The 13,611-nt window shown below is 67.3% G+C and carries 17 protein-coding genes; 6 read left to right on the plus strand and 11 right to left on the minus strand.

Features of this window, described 5'->3' with window-relative positions; genetic code table 11:
- Positions 1-14: 14 nt before the first annotated feature.
- From GQ57_RS16705 to GQ57_RS41770, 3 genes are read left to right on the plus strand one after another with little or no spacing between them, the layout of a single operon-like run.
- Entirely contained in the window at positions 15-1,235 is a 1,221-nt protein-coding gene (locus GQ57_RS16705; RefSeq protein ID WP_034198459.1) for a cupin domain-containing protein, read from the plus strand.
- A gap of 56 nt (positions 1,236-1,291) precedes the next feature.
- On the plus strand, positions 1,292-1,537 hold the full coding sequence (locus tag GQ57_RS44265; protein WP_075122947.1) for a hypothetical protein: 246 nt from the start codon (positions 1,292-1,294) through the stop codon (positions 1,535-1,537).
- The gene (locus GQ57_RS41770; protein ID WP_034198493.1) at positions 1,467-1,730 is read left to right on the plus strand and encodes a hypothetical protein; all 264 of its coding nucleotides are present in this window, start codon (positions 1,467-1,469) and stop codon (positions 1,728-1,730) included. Before GQ57_RS44265 ends, GQ57_RS41770 begins: the two co-directional genes overlap by 71 nt.
- Positions 1,731-1,842: 112 nt before the next feature.
- On the opposite strand, the gene GQ57_RS16715 is transcribed toward GQ57_RS41770, so the two are convergent.
- From GQ57_RS16715 to GQ57_RS16760, 10 genes are all read right to left on the minus strand, one after another.
- Complete coding sequence (locus tag GQ57_RS16715; RefSeq protein WP_034198460.1) at positions 1,843-2,619, minus strand: MBL fold metallo-hydrolase; 777 nt, start codon at positions 2,617-2,619, stop codon at positions 1,843-1,845.
- A gap of 4 nt (positions 2,620-2,623) precedes the next feature.
- Positions 2,624-3,769 (minus strand): outer membrane protein assembly factor BamC, encoded by a 1,146-nt coding sequence (gene bamC / locus GQ57_RS16720; protein WP_031399442.1) that lies wholly within the window; start codon positions 3,767-3,769, stop codon positions 2,624-2,626.
- Positions 3,770-3,880: 111 nt separating this feature from the next.
- Positions 3,881-4,786 (minus strand): 4-hydroxy-tetrahydrodipicolinate synthase, encoded by a 906-nt coding sequence (dapA, locus tag GQ57_RS16725; protein WP_031399443.1) that lies wholly within the window; start codon positions 4,784-4,786, stop codon positions 3,881-3,883.
- Positions 4,787-4,834: 48 nt separating this feature from the next.
- Positions 4,835-5,437 carry a class I SAM-dependent methyltransferase gene (locus GQ57_RS16730; protein ID WP_034198461.1) on the minus strand — a complete coding sequence of 201 codons (603 nt, stop codon included), beginning with the start codon at positions 5,435-5,437 and terminating at the stop codon, positions 4,835-4,837.
- An 8-nt stretch (positions 5,438-5,445) separates the two neighbouring features.
- Positions 5,446-6,648, minus strand: a complete 1,203-nt coding sequence (locus GQ57_RS16735) for a tryptophan--tRNA ligase (protein ID WP_031399445.1) — start codon at positions 6,646-6,648, stop codon at positions 5,446-5,448.
- Between the two features lie 8 nt (positions 6,649-6,656).
- A complete protein-coding gene (locus GQ57_RS16740; RefSeq protein ID WP_031399446.1) occupies positions 6,657-7,319 on the minus strand; it encodes a site-2 protease family protein in 663 nt (220 codons plus the stop codon).
- Between the two features lie 49 nt (positions 7,320-7,368).
- Positions 7,369-8,001 (minus strand): L-threonylcarbamoyladenylate synthase, encoded by a 633-nt coding sequence (locus GQ57_RS16745; protein ID WP_034198462.1) that lies wholly within the window; start codon positions 7,999-8,001, stop codon positions 7,369-7,371.
- A gap of 72 nt (positions 8,002-8,073) precedes the next feature.
- A complete protein-coding gene (locus GQ57_RS16750) occupies positions 8,074-8,904 on the minus strand; it encodes a 3',5'-nucleoside bisphosphate phosphatase (protein WP_031399448.1) in 831 nt (276 codons plus the stop codon).
- A gap of 77 nt (positions 8,905-8,981) precedes the next feature.
- Positions 8,982-9,872, minus strand: coding sequence for an alpha/beta fold hydrolase (locus tag GQ57_RS16755; protein WP_031399449.1), 891 nt, complete (start codon positions 9,870-9,872; stop codon positions 8,982-8,984).
- 171 nt (positions 9,873-10,043) lie between these two features.
- The gene (locus GQ57_RS16760; protein ID WP_034198463.1) at positions 10,044-10,901 is read right to left on the minus strand and encodes a ferritin-like domain-containing protein; all 858 of its coding nucleotides are present in this window, start codon (positions 10,899-10,901) and stop codon (positions 10,044-10,046) included.
- A 145-nt stretch (positions 10,902-11,046) separates the two neighbouring features.
- On the opposite strand from GQ57_RS16760, the gene GQ57_RS16765 reads away from it, so the two are divergent.
- The 3 genes from GQ57_RS16765 (at position 11,047) to GQ57_RS16775 (ending at position 13,051) form a co-directional block, all read left to right on the plus strand.
- Positions 11,047-11,571 carry a gamma carbonic anhydrase family protein gene (locus tag GQ57_RS16765; protein WP_031399451.1) on the plus strand — a complete coding sequence of 175 codons (525 nt, stop codon included), beginning with the start codon at positions 11,047-11,049 and terminating at the stop codon, positions 11,569-11,571.
- Positions 11,572-11,596: 25 nt separating this feature from the next.
- Positions 11,597-12,571: an Hsp33 family molecular chaperone HslO gene (gene hslO / locus GQ57_RS16770; protein WP_031399452.1), complete on the plus strand. Its 975-nt coding sequence runs from the start codon at positions 11,597-11,599 to the stop codon at positions 12,569-12,571.
- A gap of 129 nt (positions 12,572-12,700) precedes the next feature.
- A complete protein-coding gene (locus GQ57_RS16775; protein ID WP_031399453.1) occupies positions 12,701-13,051 on the plus strand; it encodes a hypothetical protein in 351 nt (116 codons plus the stop codon).
- 89 nt (positions 13,052-13,140) lie between these two features.
- Here GQ57_RS16775 and ftsB read toward each other — a convergent pair whose 3' ends face one another.
- Entirely contained in the window at positions 13,141-13,566 is a 426-nt protein-coding gene (ftsB, locus tag GQ57_RS16780; protein ID WP_031399454.1) for a cell division protein FtsB, read from the minus strand.
- Positions 13,567-13,611 lie beyond the last annotated feature (45 nt).

Consider the following 13,611-nt stretch of genomic DNA (forward strand, 5'->3'; position numbering starts at 1 on the left):
AGTCTCATTATACGATGCGCAACCGGTCTCAAGCCGAACCGCGGGATGCCGCCGCCGCCGCGCTCGGCGCGCCGCCACCCGATCTTCCCACACCGCTGCTCGGCGGTCTTACGCCGGCGCAATTCATGCGCGGCTACTGGCAGAAAAAGCCGCTGCTGATCCGTCAGGCGATTCCCGGCGTCGCGTCGCCGGTCTCGCGCGACGCGCTGTTCGAACTCGCAGCGGACTATGACGCGGAATCGCGGCTGATCACCCATTTTCGTAACAAGTGGCAACTCGCGCACGGCCCGTTCGAGCCCGGCTCGCTGCCCGCCGTCACACGCAAGGCCTGGACCCTGCTGGTACAGGGGCTCGACCTGCACGTCGACGCGGCACGGGCGCTGCTCGACCGCTTCCGCTTCATCCCCGACGCGCGCCTCGACGACCTGATGATCTCGTATGCAACGGACGGCGGCGGCGTCGGCCCGCACTTCGACTCGTATGACGTATTCCTGCTGCAGGTCGAAGGCCGGCGCCGCTGGCGCGTCGGCGCGCAGAAGGACCTGTCGCTGCAGCCGGACGTGCCGCTGAAGATCCTCGAGAACTTCGAGCCGAGCGACGAATGGGTGCTGGAGCCGGGCGACATGCTGTACCTGCCGCCGCACATCGCGCACGACGGCGTCGCCGAAGGCGAGTGCATGACCTGCTCGATCGGCTTCCGGGCTCCGTCCGCCGGTGAACTCGGCGCCCAGTTCCTGTACTATCTCGCGGAGCGCGGCGGCCTGCGCGACGGGTGCGGCGACGATCTCTACCGCGATCCGAAGCAGCCGGCCGTCGATACGCCCGCGCAGTTGCCTCCGGCCATGGTCGAACGCGTCGCCGAGATCGTCGACGCCATCCGCTGGCGCAAGCGCGACGTCGCCGAATTCCTCGGCTGCTACCTGAGCGAGCCCAAGCCGAACGTCGTGTTCGACCCGCCCGCGCGTCCGCTGTCCGAGGCGGCCTTCGTCACACAGGCGTCACGACGTGGTGTATCTCTCGACAGAAAGGCCGCATTGATGTATAACGCGCGCTCGTACTTCATTAATGGCGAGGAGGGACCGCTCGAGCAAGCCGAAGAATGGCTGCCCGAACTGGCCAATCAACGCCATATGGAGGCGAAACGGTTTGTAACACTATCCCGGGCTCCCTCGATGACAGCTTTGTTGCACGAGTGGTATCGTGCGGGCTGGATACGGGTCGGTAACCGGGATTAGTGTGAGTCGCCCCGTATGCCCGTACGGATCAAATTCTGTATGGGAAAGACAACGTATTGACCCCGCATTTGTCGACGGTCGATAGGAAAGTGCATATAATTTCCGCCCAAGCCGTAGGGAAGATTCACGCTCTAGAAGTGCATCTCCACCAGCGGCCCAGGTCGGTGTTGGAGCACATTACCGGTATTGTTTCGCGCTGTTGCTTACCTTTAACCATAAAAGGACGTGATCATGAAGAAATCCCTCCTCGTAGCTTCCCTGTTGGCTGCTGTTGCACTGGCTGCTTGCAACAAGAGCGCTGATCAAGCTGCTTCGTCGGCTGCAAGCGACGCAGCTGCTGCTGCTTCGTCGGCTGCTTCGGCAGTTGCTGGTGCTGCGAGCGACGCAGCTGCTGCTGCTTCGTCGGCAACGGCTGCTGCGAGCGATGCTGCTGCTGCAGTGGCGTCGGCTGCTTCGGCAGCGACGGCTGCTCCGGCTTCGGGCGCAAGCCAGTAAGCCTCAGCGTCAGCTGAAAAAAAACCGGCCCGAGGGCCGGTTTTTTTGCGTCTGCCGTTTCGTACCGACGGGCCGGCAGTGGCACCGGGCCGCCGCAGCGGCCCCGCCCCGCTCAGCCGAGCATCAGCCAGTCGAAGCCCGCGTCCTGCGTGGCCACGATCACCTCTTCCCCATCCGTCCCCAGTACGCCGCCGAACGCCTGGCGAACCAGCTCCGGCAGGTTGTTCTGCTGACTCAGGTGTGCCGCCACCAGATGCTGGAGGCGACTACGCTCGAGCGACGCCAGGATGTCCGCCGCCGCCGCGTTGCTCAGGTGGCCGTGGTTGCCGCCGATGCGCGCCTTCAGCGACTGCGGATAGCGGCTCGCAGCCAGCATCGCGGTGTCGTGGTTGGATTCGAGCACGAGCGCGTCACAGCCGCTCAGGACGGCCGTGATATGCGGCGTGGCCATCCCGACGTCCGTCAGCACGCCGAGCTTGCGACAGCCATCCATGAAGACGAACTGGAGCGGTTCGCGCGCGTCGTGCGGGACCGTATAGGGCATCACGGCCAGATCGCGTATCGCGGCCGTCTCGTCGCCCCACAGCACGTGCAGGTCGACGTCGGCTTCGTCCGCGCCGACTGCGCGCGCCGTGCCCCAGCTCATGTAGAGCGGCAGCGACGCGCGACGCGCAAGCGTCAGCGCACTGCCGACATGGTCGCTGTGCTCATGGGTGATGAGGATCGCATCGAGATCGTCGGTGCCGAGATTCAATCGGCCGAGCCGGCGCTCGACCTCCTTGGCGGAAAAGCCGCAGTCGAGCAGCACGCGGGTGGTCGTCGTGCCGCTCGAGGCCTCGACGACCAGCGCGTTGCCTTCGCTGCCGCTTCCGAGGCTGGCGAAGCGCACGCGCTCAGTTCAGTTGCGCGTGGAGCAGCGCGATGAGCCGCTGCGCGTCCGACGAGTTGTCGACCTGGCCGTCTGCACCGACCACCGCGACCTGCGTGCCGCCGTTGCCTTGCGCGCGCACGTTGACGAGGTATTCCTTGCCCGGCTTCGCGGCCGACGGGCCGCCGTAGAACAGCTTGCCGAACAGGCCGTCACGCTTGAGCTCTTCCATCGTATTCGCGTAGCGGACGGTGTACACGCCCTTCTCGCGGTCGCGATTGTCGACCGTGAAGTTGGTCCGGTCGAGCGCCAGACCGACGCGCAGCCACGCGCGGTCGAACGACTCGGCCAGTTGCAGCGTCGCCGCGCCGTTGCTCGCGTCGCTGACCTGCGCCGGCGCCGTCGCCGGGCGCGCATCGGTCAGCAGTTGCTTCGCCTGCGCATCGGTCAGGCCGAACTTCTGCATCAGCTTCGACAGGAACACGGCTTCGAGCACCGGGTTGCGCGGACGCTCCTCCCAGCGCGACGACGTGCCGCCCTGCGGGCCGACCATCATTTCCTCCATCGCGCTGTGCGTGATCGAGATGTCGGTATTGCCGTCCGGCGTGCGGTTCACGAGCGTGCGGAAGCGGTCGCGCGTGCCGGACGAGTAGGCGAAATCGATGACCTTGCCGATCGTGCGGCGGAACCAGTCGTCGGGAATGTTCGCGCGGTTTTCGGCCCAGTCGGTGGCCATGATGCCCGTCGACGGCGCGTCGGTCTTCAGCGAGAAGCCGTTCTCCTGCCAGAACTCCTTCAGGATCGGCCACAGCTGCTCGGGCGTGCGACCGTCGACGACGAGCCAGCGGTGGTCGCCGTCGCGCTCGATGTGCATCCCGAGCGGATCCTGCGCGCTCGGCATGCCGTCGGTCGCGTTGCCGGCCTGCGTCGCGACCCGCGGCGGCAGCGTGCCGAGCCCCGCATTGGTCGGCGGCGCGACGAACTGCTGGGTGGTCGGCACCGGCTTCAGGTCGCTCGGCACCGCGAGCGGCGGCGCCGAACCGGTGTTCTTGTAGTTGACCCGGTCAGGGGCCAGATAGTCGTTCAGCGTATCGCAGCCGGCGAGCGCGCCCAGCGCCAGCGCCACCACGGACATCTGGATGGCGCGAGAAGAAAAGGCGAAACGTTTCATGAAATCCTTCGTCTTGCTAGAACGCTCGTCAGGAGCGGCGCCGGACGGAGCCGGCCGGTGCGGGTTGATCAGGGTTCGAGCCGGCGGCCGCAGGACGCGGCCGCCCCGGCATCAGGCGAGGACGCCGGCCTCGACGAGGGCCGAACGCACGACATCGTGACAGCGCTCGTCGAGCGCCGTGAGCGGCAGCCGGATACCGCCCTGCATCTTGCCCATCGCCTGCAGCGCCCACTTCACCGGAATCGGGTTCGCCTCGATGAACAGATTCTTGTGCAGCGACAGCAGCTTCATGTGCAGCGCACGGGCCGTCTGCACGTCGCCGGCCAGCGCCGCGCGGCACAGGTCGCTCATCGCGCGCGGCGCGACGTTCGCCGTCACCGAGATGTTGCCGTGGCCGCCGAGCAGCATCAGCGCGATCGCGGTCGGATCGTCGCCGCTGTAGATCGCGAAATGCTTCGGCGCGGCCTTGATCAGGTGGGCGGCGCGGTCGATGTTGCCGGTCGCTTCCTTCACGCCCACGATGCCCGGCACCTGCGCGAGGCGCAGCGTCGTCTCGTGGCCCATGTCCGCGACCGTGCGGCCCGGCACGTTGTACAGGATCACCGGCAGGTCGACCGCTTCGGCGATCGTCTTGAAGTGACGGTACATGCCTTCCTGCGTCGGCTTGTTGTAGTACGGCACGACCTGCAGCGTCGCGTCCGCGCCGACCGCCTTCGCGTGCTTGGTCAGCTCGATCGCCTCGGCGGTCGAATTGCCGCCCGCGCCCGCGATGATCGGGATGCGTTTCGCCGCATGCTCGACCGCCGTGCGGATCATCAGGATGTGCTCTTCGACGTTGAGCGTTGCCGACTCGCCGCTCGTACCGACCACGACCAGCGCATCGGTGCCTTCCGCGATGTGCCAGTCGATCAGTTTGCGAAACGCCGGCAGGTCGAGACTGCCGTCTTCGAGCATCGGGGTGACGATCGCGGGGATGCTGCCGCGGATTTGAATGCCGTCTTGGGTGCCGTTAGCCATGAAACGCGATTGAGATTGTGTACCGGTAAACGTTGAGATTGTAGCGGATTAGCCGGGCAGTTCGTAACGTGGAATTCCCGCCCCCGCCTTCGGGGTCGCGCCCTCGCGCACCGCGCAGAGACGCTGGACGAACGCTTCGCGCGGCGCGGCGACAAACCCGTCCTCGTAGGCCACCACCCGCAGGCGGCCGTGCACGGCGTCCAGCAACTCGCCCGGAGCGAGCAGGAACGCCGGGTTGGACGGTTTGCCGACGGTTTCGTTTCCTTGCGCGAAGGTTTCGTAGATCAGCACGCCGCCCGGCGCCACCGCATCGAGCAGATGGGGCCAGAGCGGACGGTGCAGATAATGGGTGACGATCACGGCCGAAAACCGTTCGCCGGCCGGCAGCGGCCACGGCGCGCCTTCGAGATCGACGTCGCGGGCATCGACGCCCGGCATCGCCCGCAACACGGCCAGCGCCGCCGGGTCGCGGTCGAGTGCGACGACCGGATGCCCGCGCGACGCGAACCAGCGCGCATGGCGGCCGCCGCCCGCGGCGACGTCCAGCACCGCGCCGCCCGCCGGCACGAGCCGCGACCATTGCGCGACCCAGCGCGACGGCTCGGCCTGGGCAACGTGACCGCCCGCGGCGGCAATGACGGATGCGTTCATGCGGCTGGTCAGTTGTACGACAGGCCCATCGCGTCGCGCACGTCGCGCATCGTTTCCGTCGCGTACTTGCGCGCCTTGTCGCAACCGTCCGCCACGATCGCGCGCAACAGCGACGGATCGTCCATGTATTTCTGCGCACGTTCGAGCATCGGCTGCTGCTCGCGCAGGATGCCTTCGACGACCGGCTGCTTGCAGTCGAGGCAGCCGATGCCCGCCGAGCGGCAGCCCTTCTGCACCCAGTCGTGCGTCGCTTCGTCCGTGTAGACCTGGTGCAGCTGCCACACCGGGCACTTGTCGGGGTCGCCCGGATCGGTGCGGCGCACGCGCGCGGGATCGGTCGGCATCGTGCGGACCTTCTTCGTGATCGTGTCGGCGTCTTCGCGCAGGCCGATCGTGTTGCCGTACGACTTGGACATCTTCTGCCCGTCGAGGCCCGGCATCCGCGACGCTTCGGTCAGCAGCGCCTGCGGCTCGACCAGGATGATCTTGCGCGCGCCCTCGAGATAGCCGAACAGGCGCTCGCGGTCGCTCATCGACAGGCTCTGCGATTCCTGCAGCATCGCGCGCGCCTGTTCGAGCGCCTCGTCGTCGCCTTCCTGCTGGTACGCGTTGCGCAGCTCGTGATAGAGCTTCGCGCGCTTGCCGCCGAGCTTCTTCGCGGCATCGAGCGCCTTCTCCTCGAAGCCCGGCTCGCGGCCGTACAGATAGTTGAAGCGGCGCGCGATCTCGCGCGTCATCTCGACGTGCGGCACCTGATCCTCGCCGACCGGCACGAGCGAGCCGCGATACAGCAGGATGTCGGCCGCCATCAGCACCGGGTAGCCAAGGAAGCCGTAGGTCGACAGATCCTTGTCCTTCAGCTTCTCCATCTGCTCCTTGTAGGTCGGCACGCGTTCGAGCCAGCCGAGCGGCGTGCTCATGCCGAGCAGCAGCGCGAGTTCCGCGTGCTCGGGCACCTTGCTCTGGATGAACAGCGTCGCCTGCGCCGGATCGATACCGGACGCGAGCCAGTCGACCAGCACGTCCCACACGTTCTTCTCGATGACCTCGGGCGTCTCGTAATGCGTCGTCAGCGCATGCCAGTCGACGACGCAGAAGAAGCACGGGTACTCGGACTGCAGCTTCACCCAGTTTTTCAGCACGCCGTGGTAATGGCCGAGGTGCAGCGACCCGGTGGGCCGCATGCCGGAGAAAATACGTTCTGGGAACATGATTGTCGTTAGAAAAGCGAGGCGAATGGGGACAGGATGGCGCTCAGGACGGTATAGCCGACGTTGACGAGCGGGCGCAGCCAGAAATTCGTCAGCACGCCCGTCGCGACCAGCGCGAGGACGATGATGAAACCGTACGGCTCGATGCGCGACAGCGCGATCGATTGCTTCGGCGGCAGCAGCGCCGCCAGGATGCGGCCGCCGTCGAGCGGCGGCAGCGGAAACAGGTTCAGCACGCCGAGCACGAGGTTCGCGCTGACGCCAGCAAGCGCCATCCGGGTAAAGAACGGCTCGTCGATGCCGAGCGCGGGCAGCACGAGGCTCACCAGCCCCCAGATCAGCGCCTGCACGAAATTGCAGGCCGGGCCCGCGAGCGATACCCACAGGCTGCCCCAGCGCGGATTGCGCAGGTTGCCAAACGAAACCGGCACCGGTTTCGCATAGCCGAACAGGAACGCGCCGCCCGTCAGGAAATACATCACGAGCGGGATCGCGATCGTGCCGAGCGGATCAATGTGGCGCATCGGATTGAACGACACGCGCCCCATCATGTAGGCGGTGTTGTCGCCGAGCAGGCGGGCGGCGTAGCCGTGCGCGGCCTCGTGCAGCGTGATCGCGAAAATCACGGGCAGCGCATAGACGGCAATGGTCTGTATCAGGGAAGCATCCATATCGCGTTATTGTAACAAGCGCACTCGCGCAAAAATTGGAACGGCCCGCTTACGCGGCCGACAGGCCGAACGGTTCGAGCGCGCCGCGCCCCGCGCGTACGAGTTCGGGCGCGTCGCCGGTCAGGTCGATCACCGTAGACGGCTCGCGCGGGCATGCCCCGCCGTCGATCACCAGGTCGACCACCTTCTCGAGCCGCGTGCGGATTTCCTCGGGATCGTTGAGCGGCTCGTCGTCCGGCGGCAGGATCAGCGTCGTGCCGAGCAGCGGCTGGCCGAGCGACTCCAGCAGCGCGAGCGTGATCGCGTGATCGGGCACGCGCAGCCCGATCGTCTTGCGCGACGGGTGCGACAGCCGGCGCGGCACTTCCTTGGTCGCCTGCAGGATGAAGACGTACGGGCCCGGCGTCACCGACTTGATCTGCCGGTACTGGCGGTTGTCGACCATCGCGAAGTTGGCGAGCTCCGACAGGTCGCGCACGAGCAGCGACAGGTGCTGTTTCTCGTCCAGGCCGCGAATCCGGCGCACCCGCTCGACCGCGTCCTTGTCGTCGAGATGGCATGCGAGCGCATAGCTCGAATCGGTCGGCATCGCGATCACGCCGCCCTTGCTGACGATCTCCACGGCCTGCTTGATCAGGCGCGGCTGCGGATTATCCGGATGAATCCTGAAGAACTGGGACATGGGGTACGTAAAGGGGGGAGAAATCGGATGCGAACGCCCGCGGCAACGCGGGCAGCGGGCCGCCGCCCGGCGTCAGAGCCAGCGCTCCCAGACCGGGGTCAGGTCGGAAGGCAACGGCGGCAGGCTGCCGAGATCGACGCGGCCCTCGCCCGGCGCATGGAAATCGGAGCCGCGCGACGCCTCGAAGCCGAAGCGGCGCGCGACGTCCGCGTATTCGCGGTATTGATCGGGCGTGTGGCTGCCCGTGACGACCTCGATCGCGCGGCCGCCCAGATCGATGAACTCTCCGAAAAATGCGTCGAATTCGACGGGCGTATAGCGGTAGCGGCCCGGATGCGCGACCACGGCCTCGCCGCCGGCCGCCCGTATCCACGCAACCGCGTCGGGCAGCGTCGCCCAGCGATGCGGGACGAACCCGGGCTTGCCGTCGCCGAGCAGGCGGTCGAACACGTCGGACGTCGACTCGGCATGGCCGTTCTCGACCAGAAAGCGCGCGAAATGCGTCCGCGAGATCAGGTCGGGATTCGACACGTATTTCAGCGCGCCTTCGTACGCGCCGGGAATGCCGAGCGTGGCGAGCTGCGCGCCGATCGCCAGCGCGCGCGCCGCACGGCCATGGCGCGTGCGGTACAGGCCGTCGACGAGCGCGGGGTTCGCGGGATCGACGTTCAGGCCGACGATATGCACGGTGCGCGACGCCCACGTGACGGAAATCTCGACGCCGCTCACGTAGCGCATGCCGAGCGCCTCGGCCTCGCTGCGCGCCGCCGCCTGGCCGCCGATTTCGTCGTGGTCGGTCAGCGCCCACAGGGTCACGCCGCCGGCATGAGCGCGGCGCGCGACGTCGGCAGGCGACAGCAACCCGTCGGAAACATTCGAATGGCAGTGGAGATCAGCGTTCATTGTCGGCATGGCAGGTAAGGCTTCATTCTACTGCAACGCGGCAACGCGCCGCCCGCCCTGCCGCCGCCGCCACGCATCTACGCGCAGAACGCCTCGATCAGCGCCGCGATCTGTTCGGGCTGGTCGTGATGCACCATGTGGCCGGCATCCTCGACGAGTTTCTCGCGCCAGTCGGGGAACGCGCCGAAACGCGCCTTGAATTCCGGCAGCGGAATATCGCCGGCGATGTGCGCGAGCGTGGGCGAATTGACCGCCTCGACGTGCAGCACCTTCGCGCGCACCTGGGACCAGGTCGCCATCACTTCGTCGAGGCGATAAAGCAACGGGCCGGGCATCTTGTGCGCCGGGTCGGCCAGCAGGTGATAGAGGCCGTCGTCGCCGCGCTTCGACCAATGCTCGGCGAGGAACGCGGCGCGACGCGGATCGAGCCGCGGATTGGTCCGGGTCAGGCGCGCCGCCACTTCGTCGAGCGATGCGTAAGGACGCAGCGCGGGCGGCTCGCGCAACTCGTCCAGCCAGCCGCGCAGCCGGCGCGGCGCCTGTTCGGCCCGCGCGGGCGCGAGCCCGAAACCTTCGAGATCGACCACGCGCCGCACCCGCTCCGGTCGCGCGCCGGCATACAGGCATGCGACGTTCGCCCCCATGCTGTGCCCGACCAGATTGACTTCGCCGGTCGGCGCATAGTGGTCGACGAGCGCATCGAGATCGCTGAGGTATTCGTGGAACCAGTAGTGGCCGCCGCCCTGCCGTGCGACCGGCCAGTCGGACAGCCCAAAGCCGCGCGCATCGGGCGCGATCACCTGCCAGTCGCCCGCGAGCGCATCGACGACGAACTGGAACGACGCGGCGACGTCCATCCAGCCATGCAGCATGAACAGCGTCGGCGCATCGGGGCGGCCCCAGCGCCGGACATGCAGCTGGACGCCGCGCACCGTGACGAAATCGGAAACAGAACTCGAGGCACTCATTGCAGTCGCCAAAAAAAGAATGATCGTTCGATTATAGCGACGACGCCGTCGCTCCGGCGGCCGGCAGTCGAGGCGCCGCTCTAGCGGCCAGCCCGGGCGCGGGCCCTCCGGGAAGCGCCGTCTGCCGAAAACGGGCTCGCCGACACATGGCACCGCCCGGGCACGGGCCGGCTACCGCGCCGTACCCTCGTCCGCCCTGTCCTGCGCAGCCAGCTCGTCGAGTTCGGCCTGCTCGAATCCCGCATCGCGACGCGCATCGAAATTGAACGGGCCGCGCAGCCGCGGCGCATGGTATTGCTCGGCGAGCTGCCGATAGGTCGGCACGGGATCGCGGCCGGCCGCGTCGCACAGATGCCGGAACCAGCGGTTGCCGATCGCGACATGGCCGATTTCGTCGCGCAGGATCACGTCGAGAATCGCGGCCGATGCATCGTCGCCCGCCTGCAGGAGGCGCGCGCGGATCGGCGGCGACGCATCGAGCCCGCGGGCCTCGAGCGTGCGCGGCACGAGTGCCATCCGGGCGAGCACGTCGTCCTTGGTCCGCTCGCACATCTCCCACAGCCCGTTGTGCGCCGGAAAGTCGCCGTACGCATGCCCGAAGGCCGCGAGCCGCTCGGACAATAGCGTGAAGTGATAGGCCTCCTCCGCGGCGACCTTCAGCCAGTCGGCATAGAACGCGTCCGGCAGGCCCGTGAAGCGCCAGACCGCGTCGAGCGCGAGGTTGATCGCATTGAACTCGATATGGGCGAGCGCGTGCAGCAGCACGGCGCGCCCCGCCGGCGAACGCATGCTGCGCCGCTCGAGCTGGCGCGGCTCGACGAGCGGCGGGCGGGCCGGACGCCCGGGCAGGTCGGCCGGCTCGGACAGCTCGAGCGACGGCGCGATCGCGGCCTGTCCGGCCAGCAGCGCGTCGTACAGCGCACGCACCTGCACGGCCTTGGCCGCAGGTTCGGCGGCACGCAGCGCGTCGAGCGCCACGCGGCGCACGCAGGCCGGCGCGCGGCCGGAAATAGAAGACGCCAGACTCATGAACGGGACACCCTGCGTACGCGGCGCGGGAGCGCACGCACGCGACGGTTTACAATAAGCGTTTGTTCCGCGGCGCCGCAATGCGCCGGGCAAACCGGACGCGCCATTCTACCGGCGCCCATCATCGAAGAGACAAGGAGACTCCGTGACGATCTACAAGCTGGGCGATACGGCCCCGACGATCCACGAAAGCGTATTCGTCGCCGATACGGCGGCCATCATCGGCAAGGTCGTGCTCGAGGAGAACGCGAGCGTCTGGTTCGGCGCGACGATTCGCGGCGACAACGAGACGATCTCGGTCGGCGCCGGCAGCAACGTCCAGGAAGGCGCGGTACTGCACACGGACCCCGGTTTTCCGCTGACGATTGCCGGGAACGTGACGATCGGGCACCAGGCGATGCTGCATGGCTGCACGATCGGCGAAGGTTCGCTGATCGGGATTCAGGCGGTGGTCTTGAATGGAGCGGTCATCGGCCGCAACTGTCTGGTTGGCGCCGGCGCGGTCGTGACGGAAGGCAAGACGTTCCCGGACAACTCGCTGATTCTCGGCGCACCGGCGAAGGTCGTGCGCGAGCTGTCGGCCGACGACATCGCGCGGCTGCGCACGAACGCAAAGACGTATGTCGAGCGGCGCGCGCATTTCAAGGAGCAACTCGTGCGGATCGGGTGATTCGCGCGGATTTCAAGGAAGAAGAGTGAGCGACCAGTTACAGAAATTCATGTTCAATGCGGCGCCCGTGCGCGGCGAGATCGTTTCGCTGCGCAACACGTGGCAGGAAGTGCTCACCCGGCGCGACTACCCGGCCCCCGTGCGCACCGTGCTCGGCGAGATGATGGCCGCGTGCGCGCTGCTGTCCGCGAACCTGAAATTCCACGGCACCCTGATCATGCAGATCTTCGGCGACGGGCCGGTCCAGATGCTGGTCGTCCAGTGCAGTTCGGACCTGTCGATGCGTGCCACCGCGAAGTTCTCGGGCGAAGTGGCGCCGACGACCGGCGACGACCAGGAGAAGTCGCCGTGGGACGACACGGACTTCGCGTCGCTCGTCAACGCGAGCGGCCACGGCCGTTGCGTGATCACGCTCGACCCGGCCGACAAGCTGCCGGGCCAGCAGCCGTACCAGGGCATCGTGCCGCTGAACGGCGTCGACGGCCCGCTCGAATCGGTGTCGCAGGTGCTCGAGCACTACATGCACCACTCGGAGCAGCTCGACACGCGCCTGTGGCTCGCCGCCGATCGCGACCGCGCGGTCGGCATGCTGCTGCAGAAGCTGCCGGGCGACGGCGGCATCGTGCCGCGCCATGCCGAAACCGATGCCGATACGTGGGAGCGCGTCTGCACGCTCGGCGGCACGCTGTCCGCGCAGGAACTGCTCGAGGTCGAACCGGAAGTCGTGTTCCGCCGGCTGTTCTGGCAGGAGAACGTGCAGCACTTCGAGCCGGCCGACACGCGCTTCCAGTGCTCGTGCTCGCGTGAGAAAGTCGGCGCGATGCTGCGCATGCTGGGCCGCGAAGAAGTCGACAGCGTGATCGTCGAGCGCGGTCACGTCGAGATTCATTGCGAGTTCTGCAACCAGCGCTACGAATTCGATCCGGTCGACGTTGCACAGCTGTTCGCGGCGCCCGGCGTCGAAACCGGCATCGCGCCGGCAACCGACCAGCGTCACTGAGCCGCGCGCCCGCTGCCCGCCATCCGGGCAGGGGCGCATAATGACGCACGAGCGCCGCACGCACGGCGCCGGAGGCCCGGCCTTCGGCGCCGGCCGCTTCCCGCGATCGGCGCACTGCTGGAGAACCTCATGAATCGCCCGTTTCGCACCCTCGTCCTGACGAGCATCGCCGCCGGCACGCTCGCGCTGGCCGGCTGCGCGGTACCGCCGCCGACGTCCACGATCCTGAGCCGCCTGCCCGAACCGGGCGCATCGGGCAACCAGCCGCCCACGCTGTCGAGCGCCGAACGCAAGCGCTACGACGAGATCGACCAGCAGGTCCTGCGCGAACAGAACAGCGCGATCGCAGCCGAGGCGGCCGCGCGCGCGTGGGCCAGCTACTCGCCTCCGCCCGTGGCGGTGTACGGCGGGTATTACGGCGGATGGGGCAATCGCTGGGGAACCGGGATCAGCTACGGCTATCCGGGCTGGTGGTGGTGAGCGGACATCGCCTGATCGATTGATAACCGGCAGGAAATAAAAAAGCGCGGCATTTCCCGCGCTTTTTCAATGGATTCGACGTATCGCGATCAGTGATGCGCCGTCTTGCCCTTGTCGCCGCCATGATGCCGCGACGGCTTCGCGATCGATTGCGGATTCGGCACGACACGCACCGGCGCCGCAGATACGGCGCCGCGCGTCGACGTGTTCGACGGCGTGTTGTTCAGCGGCGCGGCCGGCGCATTCGGCGACACGAACTGCACGAATACTTCGCCGTCCTTCACCATGCCCATCTCGTAGCGCGCACGCTCCTCGATAGCCGCAGTGCCGCTCTGCAGATCCTGCACTTCGCCGGCGGTGCGCTCGTTGCGCAGCTTCTCGTCCGCATTCTTCTGAAGCTGATCGTCGAGCTGCTGACGCAATTCATGCACCCGCAGCCAGCCGCCGTGTCCCCACCATAGGGGGTACTGAATGAGCGCCAGCAAGGCAATCAGGACGACAGTGACAAGCCGCATGTAAGAAACGCAGATATAAGAAGCGCCGCTCCACGCACGGGCGCA

The sequence above is a fragment of the Burkholderia sp. MSh2 genome (assembly GCF_000731655.1).
Classification (GTDB): Bacteria; Pseudomonadota; Gammaproteobacteria; order Burkholderiales; family Burkholderiaceae; genus Burkholderia; species Burkholderia paludis.